The sequence below is a fragment of the Kineococcus rhizosphaerae genome (assembly GCF_003002055.1).
Taxonomy (GTDB): Bacteria; Actinomycetota; Actinomycetes; order Actinomycetales; family Kineococcaceae; genus Kineococcus; species Kineococcus rhizosphaerae.
Map to the genome: position 1 here is coordinate 60768 of NZ_PVZF01000011.1, position 11587 is coordinate 72354.

The window sequence follows — 11587 nt, forward strand, 5'->3', positions numbered from 1 at the left end:
GGACCGTCACCCGCGCCGCGGCAGCCGCCGGTCCGCGAACCGGAACGCGGTCAGCAGCAGCACCGAGAGCACGACCACGAACCCGGTGTTGCGCAACGCCGCCCAGAACCCGAGCTCGTCGACGTCCAGGAACGGGTAGGGGTACCAGTCGACGACCGACCCCCGCACGAACGTGTACGCGATCCACGCCAGCGGCCAGACGAAGGCCCAGGCCAGCGTGCGCCCGTCGACGCGCGGGCGCGGGCCGAACACCAGCCAGCCCAGGAACGCCATGACGGGCGAGACGTAGTGGAACCCGGCGTTGATCCACCAGGCGACCCCCGTCGGGTGCAGCAGCGGCGCGAGGACCGCGCCGAACACCAGCCCCGTGACGGTGATGCCGAGCAGCGCGTCCAGGCGCAGGACCCGCCAGAACCGCCCGTCACGCACCGGGTCCAGGACGAGCGAGACCGCGGCGGCGAGGACCAGCAGGTTGGACTGGACGGTGAAGTAGCTGACGAACCGGACGAAGGCCGTCGTCCGGGAGGTGCCCGACTCCCCCGAGTTCACGTCCGCACCCGCACCGAGCAGGACGACGGTCTGGGTGACGAGGCTCGCCAGGACGACGAGGACGAGGACGGCGTGCCAGGCCCGGGAGACGGCGGGTGATCTCACCCGGCCATCCTGCCCGGCGGGGTTGGTCATCGTTGCCTGATCACCAGCCCAGGAGGCCGGCCACCTCCCCGGTCGTGAGGTCGAGCACCTGGCTGTGGGACGCCCCCTCGGGCGTCACGACCTCGACGGTGCGCTGCTCGGGGTCGACGAGCCACACCTCGCGCACGCCGCGTGCGAGGTAGAACGGCACCTTGGCGCGGCTGGCGTCGTCCGGGGAGACGATCTCCACGACGATCGTGGCGGTGGGGACGTAGAGCTGCAGCTCGGCGTCGACCGGGACGAACGCGAGGTCGGGGACGCGGAAGTCGTTCTCGACGCCGAGGTTGAACTCGGCCAGTCCTTCCAAGCCCCTCTGCGCGGCGCGTCCGTGGAGGGCGACGACGAGGCGGATCGCGAGCCGGGCGTGGCTGGCGTGGGCGTGCGGTGTCACGTGGTAGATCCCGTCCCAGATCTCGTCGCGCTTGTCCAGACCCAGCGCGCGGCGGCGCTCCAGCCAGTCGTCGAGCGCCCCTCCGTGGGCGACGAACGTCGTGGGCGCGGTCATGCCCGCATCCTCTCAGCCCGGAGGCAGGTCGTCACCGCGTGACGGCCCTGTCCACAGCCCGCCGGCAAACCGGTTTCCCGTGTCGGAGCCGGCTCCTAGGGTCGGCCCCGTGACCACGTTGACCGACCGCCCCGCCACCGCCCTGCTCGTCGTCGACGTCCAGCGCGACGTCATGGCCGTCGGCGTCGACGCCGAGCGCGTCGTCGCCACCGTCGCCGGGCTCGTGGACCGCGCCCGCGCGGCGGGCACCCCGGTGGTGTGGGTGCAGCACTCCGGCGACGGGCTGCCGCGGGGCAGCGAGGGCTGGGAGTACGTGCCCGAGCTGGTGCGCGAGGAGTCCGAACCGCTGGTGCACAAGCTCTACGGCGACTCCTTCGAGGCGACGGACCTGGAGGCGGTGCTGGCCGGGCGGGGCGTGGGCCGCCTCGTGGTGGCGGGTGCGCAGTCCGACCAGTGCATCCGCTCGACGCTGCACGGGGCGTTCACCCGCGGCTACGACGTGACGCTCGTGGGCGACGCGCACACCACGGAGGACCTCACGTCCTACGGCGCTCCCGACCCGGAGCTGGTGATCGCGCACACGAACCTGTACTGGAGCCACCAGGCGGCGCCGGGCCGCACGGCCGCCGTGCTGACGGCCGCCGAGGTCGAGTTCGCGTGAGGGTCCAACCGGAGACCGCCGCCGACCACGACGCCGTCCGGGCCGTGCACCGGGCGGCGTTCGGGGCCGAGGGGGAGAAGGTCGCGACGCTGGCCGACCGGCTGCGCGCGAGCGGCGCGGTCTCGCTCGTGGCGGAGGTGGACGGGTCCGTCGTCGGTCACGTGGTGGTGGGGCGGAACCTGCTGGACGCGCCGCCGCAGCTGGTCGACGTGGGCGTGCTGTCGCCGCTGGGGGTCCTGCCGGGGTTCCAGCGCCAGGGGATCGGGACGGCGCTGGTGGCAGCGGCCCGGGAGGCGGCGGCCGGGCAGGGCTAGCCCGCGCTGTTCCTCGAGGGCGACCCGGCGTACTACGGACGGCTCGGGTTCCGCCCGGGCGGCGAGCTCGGGTTCCGGCGGCCGTCGCTGCGGATCCCCGCACCGACGTTCCAGGTGGTCCTGCTGGACGGGTACGAGGACTGGATGACGGGCACGCTCGTCTACGACCGGGTGTTCTGGGACCTGGACGCGGTGGGGTTGCGCTGAGGGGTCAGGCGGCCGCGAGCCGGTCGCGGCCGGCGCGCTTCGCCGCGTACAGGGCGGCGTCGGCCCGCGCGTAGAGGTCCTGGGCGCGGTCGGTGGCCGCCTCGGCGAGCCCGGCGCTGATGGACAGCGGGACGAGCGTGCCGTCGGGCAACCGCAACGGGTTCTCCCGCACCGCGTCGACGAACTGCTGGGCCCGGTAGGAGGCGATGTCCAGCGGGCAGTCGACCATGAGGACGGCCAGTTCGTCGCCCCCCATGCGCGCGACGACGTCCCGGTCCCGGCACCGCGCGGTCAGCAGGTCGGCGACGTGCGTGAGGGCCGCGTCGCCGCCGAGGTGGCCGTGGGTGTCGTTGATCGTCTTGAACCGGTCGAGGTCGATGATCACCAGGCAGACCCGGCCGCCCGCGACGGCGCGGTCGGTGGCGGCGTCCAGGACGCGACGGGTCGACAACCCGGTGAGGGCGTCGACGCCGGCCTGCTCGCGCAGACGCTCCACGAGGCGTTCCTGGTTCGTGCCCGCCCGGGACAGCACCCCGCAGATCAGCACCAGCAGGACCGCCACGTAGGCGAAGTCGGTCACGGCCCGTTCCGGTTCCAGGAACCGCCCGACGACGACCGCCTCGCCCACGAGCGTCGCGGACGTCACGACGAGCGCACCGCCGACCCGCAGCTGGGCGGCGGCCCAGATGACGGGGGCGATGAAGAAGACCTGGCCGGTGACCCCGGCGTCGGCGCTGAGCAGGTCCAGCCAGACGATGGTGGCGACGCCGGTCAGCGGGGCCAACCCCACGAACGGGGCGACGCGGTCGGCGGGCGAGCGCAGCAGCAGGGCCGTGCCGAGCGTGAGCACGGCGAACGCCACGACGTTGTGGGTGTGCAGCCGCCCGTCGGCGAGCACCCCGGCGCCGAGGTTGGTGACGATCGTGGCCATGAGGGCGACGGCGGCCCACACGCGCGCCGACCGGGGGTTGCGGGCGCTGAGGGACCGCACGACGGCGGTCCGGTCGGGGAGGCGCGCGGGACGGGGCACGGTTCCGCATCGGCAGGAGCGGTCGCCGTGCGGAGGGGGACTACCTCGTACGGCCCAGCGGAAGCACCCGCCACGGACGGGTGTTGCCGTGTCCATGAGCACTCGTGAGCACAGGGTCCCTGGGCCCGACCACCCGATCACGATCACCCCGACGGACGGGGAGGTCGTCGTCCGCGTCGGCGGGGACGTCGTCGCCCGCTCCACGTCGACGCTGACGCTGCAGGAGTCGACCTACCCGGCCGTGCAGTACGTGCCGCTGGCCGACGTCGACGCGCGCTTCCTGGAGCCCACCGCGACGCGCACGTGGTGCCCGTACAAGGGCGAGGCGTCGTACTGGACGCTCACCGCCGGCGGCACCGAGCAGCCCGACGCGGTGTGGGGCTACCCGGACGCCTCCCCGGCCGTGGCGCGGATCGCCGGGCACGTCGCGTTCTACCCGGACCGGGTGGACCTGACCGTCGGCTGAGGCCGCGGGCACGACGGTCCGTCGGGGGCGCCCGGAGCGCCCCCGATGGCGCTGCGTCGCGGGCAGGACGACAGTCGGCCCTGTGAAGCCCACCCCGGACCTCCCCGGCGCGACGGACCGTCCCGACGAGCCGGAGGGCGAGGTGGAGGACGCCTTCGACCGGCTGGTCGACGAGGGTGAGGACCGGCTGCGCCGCCCCCTCCTGCCGCTGGTCAGCGTCGGGCTGCTCGGCGGCATCGACGTCGGCACCGGCCTGCTGGCCTACCTCGTCGTGAAGCACGAGACGGGGAACGGCCTGCTGGCCGGGCTGGCCTTCTCCGTGGGTTTCGTGGCGCTGCTGATGGCCCGCAGCGAGCTGTTCACCGAGAACTTCCTCGTGCCCGTCACCGCCACCGTCGCCCGGCGTGGCACCCTCGCGCAGCTGGGCCGGCTGTGGGGGGTCACCCTGCTGACCAACCTGCTCGCGGGCTGGGTCATCACCTGGATCGTCGTGACCGCGCTGCCCGACCTGGCCCCCACCGCGATCGCCTCGGCCGAGCACTTCGTCGACCTCGGCGTGGGGCGGGAGTCCTTCGCCCTGGCCGTCCTGGCCGGAGCGGTGATCACCCTCATGACCCGCCTGCAGCACGCCACCGAGAGCATGGGCGTCAAGCTGGTGCCGGCCGTCCTGTTCGGGGCGCTGCTGGCCGGGACGCAGCTGTTCCACAGCGTGCTGGACTCGCTGCTGATGTTCGCCGCCCTGCACGTGGGCGCCCCCTTCGGCTACCTCGACTGGCTGCGCATGGCGGCGTGGGCGGTGCTCGGCAACGTCCTCGGGGGCCTGGTCCTGGTCACCGCGGTCCGGTTGCTGCGTGTCCCGCACCGCGTCGCCGAGGCCCGCGAGCACCCCGGCGACGCCACCTGAGGGACGGAGCCCCGGGCGCCTTCAGGCGTCGTGCGCCTCGACGTCGTCGCTGCGCTCGCCCTCGCCGCTGGTGAGGTGGTGGGCGGCGACGACGAGCGGGAAGTGGCTGAAGGCCTGCGGGAAGTTGCCCAGCTGGCGGCGCGAGACGGGGTCGTACTCCTCGGCGAGGAGCCCGACGTCGTTGCGCAGCGACAGCAGCCGCTCGAACAGCTCGCGGGCCTCGTCCGTGCGCCCGAGGCCGTGCAGGGCGTCGACCATCCAGAACGAGCAGGCCAGGAACACGCCCTCGGACCCCGGGAGCCCGTCGGAGGAGTCCTCGGTCCGGTAGCGCAGCACGAAGCCGTCCTGGGTCAGGTCGCGCTGGATCGCCTCGATCGTCGCGACGACGCGGGGGTCGTCGAAGGGCAGGAACCCGACGCGTGGGATGAGCAGCAGGCTCGCGTCGAGGTTGTCCGAGCCGTAGCTCTGCGTGAACGTCCCCGTGGTCGGGGAGACGCCGTTGGCCAGGACGTCGGCGCGGATCTCGTCGCGCACCCGGCGCCAGCGCTGGACGGGTCCGGGCAGCCCGAACTCCTCCACGCTGCGCACCATCCGGTCGGCCGCGACCCAGGCCATGACCTTGGAGTGGGTGAAGTGGCGCTTGGGGCCGCGCATCTCCCACAGGCCGTTGTCGGGCTCCTGCCAGCGGGCCTCGAGGTGGTGCATGAGGGCCTTCTGCAGGTTCCAGGAGTCGTCCTCCTTCTCCAGCCGCGCCTGACGGGCCAGGAAGAGGGAGTCGAGCACCTCGCCCCAGACGTCGAGCTGGAGCTGGTCGACGGCCTCGTTGCCGATGCGCACCGGGGAGGACCCCTCGTACCCCTTCAGCCACGGCAGCTCCATCTCGGGCAGGCGCCGGGTGCCGTCGAGGCCGTACATGATCTGCAGGTCGCCGGGATCGCCGGCCACCGTGCGCAGCAACCAGTTCCGCCAGGCCTCGGCCTCCTCGAGGTGCCCGGACAGGAGCAGCGCCTGCAGCGTGTAGGTGGCGTCGCGCAGCCAGCAGTAGCGGTAGTCCCAGTTGCGGGTGCCGCCGAGCTCCTCGGGCAGCGACGTCGTGACCGCGGCCACTATCCCCCCCGTGGGGGCGTAGGTCATGGCCTTGAGGACGACCAGGGACCGGCTCACGGCCTCCTCCCAGCGCCCCTCGACCGTGTCGGCGCGGTTCCAATCCCGCCAGAACTCCACGGTGTCCTCGAGGGCGTGGAAGGGGTCGGGGCGGTGCGGCATCTTCTCGTGGCTCTTGCCCCACGTGAGCACGAAGGGGACCTTCTCGCCCTCCCGGACGACGAAGTCCGACACCGAGCTGAGGTCGCGTCCCTCGACGTCGACGGTGGTCCAGAACCACACGGAGTCGGGGCCGGCGACGGCCTCCAGCTCGTCACCGCGCCGGCGCACCCACGGCACGATCGAGCCGTAGTCGAAGCGGAGCTTGAGCTCGGAGCTCATGCGGACCTCGCCCTCGAGGCCCTCGACGATGCGGATGACGTCGGGGTGGTTGCCGCGCGGCGGCATGAAGTCGGTGACCCGGACGGTGCCGTCGGGGGTGTCCCACTCGGTCTCCAGGACCAGGGACCCGCCGCGGTAGCGGCGCCTGCTGCACGTGCCCGCCCCGCTGGGGCCGAGCCGCCAGCGCCCGGCGTCCGGGGTGTCGAGCAGGGCGGCGAAGCAGGCCGGGGAGTCGAACCGGGGGAAGCACAGCCAGTCGATCGAGCCGGTCCTGTCGATCAGCGCCGCGGTGTGCAGGTCACCGACGAGCGCGTAGTCCTCGATCCGAGCCATGTCCCCATCGTGCCCTGCCCGCGGGGCGCGGGTGACCAGGCTCGCAGATCAGCGCAGGTGGCCGAGGAGCGTGACGCGCAGGTGACCGTCGGTGGTGGTGCGCAGGTGACCTTCGGTCACGGTGACCTTGACGGTGGTCTTGGCGGGAGCGGGCTTGACGGCGGCCGAGGCGGCCGGGGCCATCGCGGCGGCACCGAACAGCAGGGCGCCGGACACGAGGACGGCGGCGAGCGAACGGGACTTCGTCACGGTGGGACTCCTTCTCGATCGTTCGTCGAGACGGAGTGTCACCGACTTACCGAGCATCGGCGTCGATTCCAGCACGCTTGAGCGGTATTTGGGTAGTCTAGATGCTACTCTCCGTTACGTTCTAGAAGGCGGCGACGTCCTGCCCGGGGGCCGTCAGCTCCCGGAAACGGGCCGATCCGACGTTGCCCCCGGACAGCACCAGACCCACCCGCTCGCCCCGCTCGAAGCCCCTGCCGAACAGGACCGCGGCCAGCGCGCAGGCCCCCGACGGCTCGAGGACGACCTTCAGGACGTCGAAGGCGTAGAGCAGGGCGGCGCGCAGCTCGGCGTCGGAGACCAGGACGACGTCGTCGACCCGGCGCGAGTTCACGGCGAACGTCAGCTCCCCGGGGACCTCGGCGGCCTGACCGTCGGCGATCGTGCGCGGCACCTCGATGCGCACCCGGCGTCCCGCGCGCAGCGAGCGCAGCGTGTCGTCCCCGGCCTCGGGTTCGACGCCGACGACCCGGGTCCGCGGGTGCAGGGCCCGGGCCACCGTGGAACTGCCCGCGATCAGGCCCCCGCCGCCGACGGGGACGAGGAGGGTGTCGACGGCCCCGGTCTCCTCGAGCAGTTCCAGCACCGCGGTCCCCTGCCCGGCCATGACGCCGTGGTGCTCGTACGGCGGGACGATCGTCATGCCGCGCTCGGCGGCCATCGCGTTCCCGAGCCCGACGCGGTCCTGGGTGTACCGGTCGTAGGTCACGACCTCGGCGCCGTAGCCCCGGGTGGCCTCGACCTTCACCGCCGGGGTGTCGGCGGGCATGACGATGACCGACCGGGTGCCGACCATCGCGGCGGACAGCGCGACGGCCTGGGCGTGGTTGCCGGAGGAGTAGGCGAGGACCCCCCGCTCGAGCTCGGCCGGGGACAACCGGGAGACGACGTTGTACGCGCCGCGGAACTTGAAGGCGCCCACCCGCTGGAAGTTCTCCGCCTTGCAGAAGACCTGCGACCCCGCGTGCGCGTCGAGCCGGCGCGAGGTCAGGACGGGCGTGCGGTGGGCGACGCCCTCGATCTGCCGGGCCGCGTCGAGGACGTCCTCGAGCTCGAGCCCGGGCTCGGTGAACGCCACCCGCATCTCCAGCTCGCGCTGCGTCCGGTCCAGGACGTACGGGACGCGCACCCCGGTGTCCTCGAAACCCCACCGGCGGTAGAAGGCCTGGGCCCGCGGGTTCTCCTCGTGCACGTGCAGGACCATCCCGTCGGCACCGGGACGCGTTCTGGCCCAACGCATGACCTCGGCCAGCAACCGGTCGGCGAGCCCGTTCCCGCGGTGCCCGGGATCGACGTAGACCGAGACCAGGAACAGACCCTGGCGCGGGTCGGTGAACGCCCCCATCGTGCCGACCCACTCACCGCTCGCCGCGTCCTCGGCGACGACCGTGAAACTGCCCGGTTCCCACGTCCGCCGGCACCGGAAGCGCCACTCGGCCTCGTCGTGGCCGCGGGCGGTCTCGAGCCGTTCGGCGAAGGCCTGCGGGGTGTCGGCCAGCATGCGCAACCGCAGGTCGCGCCACCGTTCCCAGTCGGCCTCGGCGGGCCTGCGCAGCAGCACGGTCACGGCGCCACACTACGGCTGGCGGTCCCCCCGGCCGCGTGCCAGGCTCACTCCCCAGGCGCCGCGACACCCGGCGCACCCTCGAGGACGAGGCGGTGGACCGTGAAGCAACGAGTGACCACGGCGACGAGAGCCACGCAGGCCCCCGCTGCGGTGCCGGCCCTGGACGAGCTGGAACTGCGCGAGGCCGGCCGCCGGGTCGTCCCGGTCGCGGGCACCCGGGCCGCCGACCTGGACGTGCGGCGCGTGCTGCTGTGGTGGCGCGGTTTCGAGCACCAGCTCCGGACGCGGGCGCAGGAGCTGCACGGCCTGGGGCCCGAGCTGGAGGCGGCGGCGGAGGCCACCGACGAGGTCCTGCGCCAGGACGCGCCGGACTCGACGGGCGAGGTGTTCGCGGCGGTGTCCCGCGGGTTCGCCGCCGTCCCGGGGGTGCCGGCGCTGCTGTCCCCGTGGTTCGCCGAGTTCGCCCGCTCGTGCGACCGGTCCGCGGGGACGCACGAGTTCGCCGAGGCCGCCCGGACCGGCCTGCTCGCCGTCCAGCGGGCGGGGGGACCCGCGCCGGGGGCGGGTTCCCTCGTCGACGCCATGGCCCCGGCCGCGGAGGCCCTCGGCGGGGCGGACGTCGCGGGCGTGCCGGCGGTCGCGGCGCTGAACGCGGCGTACCGGGCCGCGGCCGACGGGACCCGGCACACCGCCGTGCGCGGCGACGTCGACCCCGGGGCGCTCGTGGTGACGTGGTTCTTCGAGCGGGGAACCGTCGTCTGACCCAGGTACTTGCAGGTTGAACAACTTCGGCGTACCGTCGGTGGTGAGCAGTTGAAGCTGCAAACATCTACCGGAGGTCACGATGGGCTGGTTCGGCGGCAAGACCAAGAACGACGAGGGAACGACGGCCACGGCCACTGCGACGGCCCCCAGCGGCCTGCCCGCGGTCCCCGGCTACCAGGCCGGCACCTGGACCATCGACGAGACGCACTCCGAGGTGTCCTTCACCGTCCGCCACATGGCCGTCAGCAAGGTCCGCGGCCGCCTCGGCTCGGTGTCCGGCCAGATCGTGACCGCCGAGGACCCCACCGCCTCGACCGTCACCGCCGAGGTCGACGTCACCACCATCACCACGTTCAACGAGGCCCGCGACGGCCACATCAAGAGCGGTGACTTCTTCGAGGTCGAGACCCACCCCACCGCCACGTTCCGCTCCACCTCCCTCACCCACGACGGTGACGACTTCGTGCTCGTCGGCGACCTGACGATCAAGGGCGTCACCCGTCCCGTCACCCTGACCGTCGAGGTCTCCGGCTTCGGCCCCGACGCCTACGGCGGCACCCGCGTCGGCTTCTCGGCCAAGGGCCGCATCGACCGCCGCGACTTCGGCATCAGCTTCGACGCCAAGCTCGACAACGGCGGGCTCGTCGTCGCCGACAAGGTCGACCTCGAACTCGACGTCGAGGCCGTCCTCAGCGTCTGACCCCCTCACCGCGATCGAGGGGTCCCGCGGCGTGATCGAGGACCGGTGAGTCCTCGATCACGCCGCGGGACCCCTCGATCGCGGGAGGGAGTGGGCGAGGGCCAGCGCGAGCATGTCCGCGCGCGGGGACGTCGCCATGAGCGCCAGGTCCTGCGCCGGGCTCGTCGTCCCGTCCAGGAACCCCAGCACCCGCTGCACCGGGTTGCGCGCGAACAGGTCCACGAAGAACCGCGCCCCCAGCCGGCCCTCGGCCATCCCCCGCAGGACGAGGGAGTCCATCAGCAGGTGACGGCGCCGGTGCGGGGGCGGCAGCCGCAGGTCCGGCCACCGCGCGACGATCGCGTCCGCCTGCCGCTGCAGCGTGCTGAACGAGTACCCCGTCGACGGCCGGATCGAGCCCGCCCCCGCCCCCCAGCGCAGCACCCCCGGCTCGGAGGCCGGGAACGCCGCGTCCGTCATGGGGATCACGCCCGTCTCCACGCCCAGCACCTCGTGGGTCCCGATCCCGCTGCGCTGCAGGTACTCCCTCAACCTCGCCGCGTACTGCCCGGGCGTCAGCAGCCCCGGTGAGAACTCGGTGTACTCCACCAGCGCCTCCGTCGCCGACGTCGGCAGGACGTAGCCGAAGGCCACGCCCCCGGCCGGCTGCGGCGTGCGGAAGTCCATCAGCGTCGCCGTCCGCACGTCGAACGCCGGACGGGCCGTGCGGACCCGGTGGCCCAGGAAGTGCTGCCACAGCAGCGTCCGGCCCGTCGTGGGGACGGGCACGGGCCGGGTGTCGACGGCGGGTACCGGCGGCCGGCCCGTCAGGACCCGCTCGTGCACGGGCACCCCGGCGCGGGCCAGGCGCTCGCGGACCGCGCGGTCGAGGTCGGTGGAGTGCAGGCTCCGGTAGCGCCACCCGCCGAGGTCCGCGGTGACGGTCGCGCCGTCCGTCCCGACGACGCGCACGCGCGGCCAGCTCGCTCGCACGAGGTGCCCGAACGGCCCCGGACCCGCGGCGCCCCAGGTGCTCCACGTCCGCTCCGGGCTGCGCTCGGCGGCGCCCGCCGGGGCCTCGACGACCTCGAAAGGGATCCCCGCGTCCAGCAGCCGCCAGGCCAGGGACGCTCCCGCCGCGCCGAGCCCGACGAGCGTGATCCTGGCCCGACCGTGATCGCGGGGCCTAGGGTTCAGCACGTCGTCGCACCCCGTCCGAGGAGGAACGCTGTGAAGGTCGTCAACGGGTTCAAGGACTTCATCCTGCGGGGCAACGTCATCGACCTCGCGGTCGCGGTGGTCATCGGGGCGGCGTTCTCGGGGATCATCACGTCGATCGTCGACAACCTCATCACCCCGCTCATCGCGGCCATCGGCGGGGCTCCGAACACCGAGAACCTGTGGATCGTCACGCTCAACGGGGCCGAGTTCAAGTTCGGTGCGATCATCGGCGCGATCATCAACTTCCTCATCATCGCCGCCGCCGTCTACTTCGTCATCGTGCTGCCGGTGAACCGCCTGCTGGCCCTGCGCAAGAAGGGCGAGGTCGAGGCGCCCAAGGCTCCCACCGAGGACGTCCTGCTGCTCACCGAGATCCGCGACCTCCTCGCCCGCCAGACCGGTGAGACCACCCGCACCCTCGACACGTGACTCCCACCGGGATCTGAGCGCGTCCTGGGCGCGTTCACAGGAC

Annotated in this window: 14 protein-coding genes and 1 pseudogene; 7 read left to right on the forward strand and 8 right to left on the reverse strand. The window is 73.2% G+C overall.

Translation table 11 applies throughout. The features are described 5' to 3' along the window. Nucleotides 1-6: 6 nt before the first annotated feature. Both CLV37_RS19750 and CLV37_RS19755 read right to left on the reverse strand, forming a co-directional pair. On the reverse strand, nt 7-654 hold the full coding sequence (locus CLV37_RS19750; protein WP_106213632.1) for a Pr6Pr family membrane protein: 648 nt from the start codon (nt 652-654) through the stop codon (nt 7-9). Nucleotides 655-694: 40 nt separating this feature from the next. Continuing rightward, a complete protein-coding gene (locus tag CLV37_RS19755) occupies nt 695-1198 on the reverse strand; it encodes a Uma2 family endonuclease (RefSeq protein ID WP_106213634.1) in 504 nt (167 codons plus the stop codon). 109 nt (nt 1199-1307) lie between these two features. Between CLV37_RS19755 and CLV37_RS19760 the strand changes: the two genes are divergently transcribed. Together CLV37_RS19760 and CLV37_RS28195 are read left to right on the forward strand one after the other, a co-directional pair. Next, nucleotides 1308-1859 (forward strand): isochorismatase family protein, encoded by a 552-nt coding sequence (locus tag CLV37_RS19760; RefSeq protein ID WP_106213636.1) that lies wholly within the window; start codon nt 1308-1310, stop codon nt 1857-1859. Then, nucleotides 1856-2173, forward strand: coding sequence for a GNAT family N-acetyltransferase (locus CLV37_RS28195; protein WP_211298800.1), 318 nt, complete (start codon nt 1856-1858; stop codon nt 2171-2173). The genes CLV37_RS19760 and CLV37_RS28195 overlap by 4 nt, the downstream gene beginning before the upstream one ends. Nucleotides 2174-2384: 211 nt before the next feature. Here the strand turns inward: CLV37_RS28195 and CLV37_RS19770 are convergent, their stop codons facing one another. After that, nucleotides 2385-3410 (reverse strand): GGDEF domain-containing protein, encoded by a 1026-nt coding sequence (locus CLV37_RS19770; RefSeq protein WP_146149502.1) that lies wholly within the window; start codon nt 3408-3410, stop codon nt 2385-2387. Between the two features lie 94 nt (nt 3411-3504). Here CLV37_RS19770 and CLV37_RS19775 point away from each other — a divergent pair, with 94 nt between their 5' ends. Both CLV37_RS19775 and CLV37_RS19780 read left to right on the forward strand, forming a co-directional pair. Further along, nucleotides 3505-3876 carry a DUF427 domain-containing protein gene (locus tag CLV37_RS19775; protein ID WP_106213640.1) on the forward strand — a complete coding sequence of 124 codons (372 nt, stop codon included), beginning with the start codon at nt 3505-3507 and terminating at the stop codon, nt 3874-3876. An 82-nt stretch (nt 3877-3958) separates the two neighbouring features. After that, nucleotides 3959-4780 carry a formate/nitrite transporter family protein gene (locus CLV37_RS19780; RefSeq protein ID WP_106213642.1) on the forward strand — a complete coding sequence of 274 codons (822 nt, stop codon included), beginning with the start codon at nt 3959-3961 and terminating at the stop codon, nt 4778-4780. Between the two features lie 21 nt (nt 4781-4801). On the opposite strand, the gene CLV37_RS19785 is transcribed toward CLV37_RS19780, so the two are convergent. From CLV37_RS19785 to CLV37_RS29060, 4 genes and pseudogenes are all read right to left on the reverse strand, one after another. Further along, nucleotides 4802-6598, reverse strand: a complete 1797-nt coding sequence (locus tag CLV37_RS19785) for a glycoside hydrolase family 15 protein (protein WP_106213644.1) — start codon at nt 6596-6598, stop codon at nt 4802-4804. A gap of 48 nt (nt 6599-6646) precedes the next feature. Then, the gene (locus CLV37_RS19790; protein ID WP_106213646.1) at nt 6647-6847 is read right to left on the reverse strand and encodes a hypothetical protein; all 201 of its coding nucleotides are present in this window, start codon (nt 6845-6847) and stop codon (nt 6647-6649) included. Nucleotides 6848-6968: 121 nt separating this feature from the next. Further along, nucleotides 6969-7961: a pyridoxal-phosphate dependent enzyme gene (locus CLV37_RS19795; protein ID WP_342762292.1), complete on the reverse strand. Its 993-nt coding sequence runs from the start codon at nt 7959-7961 to the stop codon at nt 6969-6971. 60 nt (nt 7962-8021) lie between these two features. Next, nucleotides 8022-8450 (reverse strand): annotated as a pseudogene (locus CLV37_RS29060) (N-acetyltransferase family protein); the annotation flags it as partial. Nucleotides 8451-8549: 99 nt separating this feature from the next. On the opposite strand from CLV37_RS29060, the gene CLV37_RS19800 reads away from it, so the two are divergent. Both CLV37_RS19800 and CLV37_RS19805 read left to right on the forward strand, forming a co-directional pair. Next, complete coding sequence (locus CLV37_RS19800; RefSeq protein WP_170127386.1) at nt 8550-9212, forward strand: DAK2 domain-containing protein; 663 nt, start codon at nt 8550-8552, stop codon at nt 9210-9212. A gap of 82 nt (nt 9213-9294) precedes the next feature. Continuing rightward, the gene (locus CLV37_RS19805) at nt 9295-9915 is read left to right on the forward strand and encodes a YceI family protein (RefSeq protein WP_106213650.1); all 621 of its coding nucleotides are present in this window, start codon (nt 9295-9297) and stop codon (nt 9913-9915) included. A 57-nt stretch (nt 9916-9972) separates the two neighbouring features. Here CLV37_RS19805 and CLV37_RS19810 read toward each other — a convergent pair whose 3' ends face one another. After that, the gene (locus CLV37_RS19810; protein ID WP_106213652.1) at nt 9973-11094 is read right to left on the reverse strand and encodes a lycopene cyclase family protein; all 1122 of its coding nucleotides are present in this window, start codon (nt 11092-11094) and stop codon (nt 9973-9975) included. 30 nt (nt 11095-11124) lie between these two features. On the opposite strand from CLV37_RS19810, the gene mscL reads away from it, so the two are divergent. Then, nucleotides 11125-11544, forward strand: a complete 420-nt coding sequence (mscL, locus tag CLV37_RS19815) for a large conductance mechanosensitive channel protein MscL (RefSeq protein WP_106213654.1) — start codon at nt 11125-11127, stop codon at nt 11542-11544. Nucleotides 11545-11587 lie beyond the last annotated feature (43 nt).

Excerpts from the sequence above, each read along its gene's own strand:
- CLV37_RS19755 (WP_106213634.1), bottom strand. The coding sequence starts at position 1,198 with ATGACCGCGCCCACGACGTTCGTCGCCCACGGAGGGGCGCTCGACGAC.
- CLV37_RS19775 (WP_106213640.1), top strand. The coding sequence starts at position 3,505 with ATGAGCACTCGTGAGCACAGGGTCCCTGGGCCCGACCACCCGATCACG.
- CLV37_RS19785 (WP_106213644.1), bottom strand. The coding sequence starts at position 6,598 with ATGGCTCGGATCGAGGACTACGCGCTCGTCGGTGACCTGCACACCGCG.
- CLV37_RS19805 (WP_106213650.1), top strand. The coding sequence starts at position 9,295 with ATGGGCTGGTTCGGCGGCAAGACCAAGAACGACGAGGGAACGACGGCC.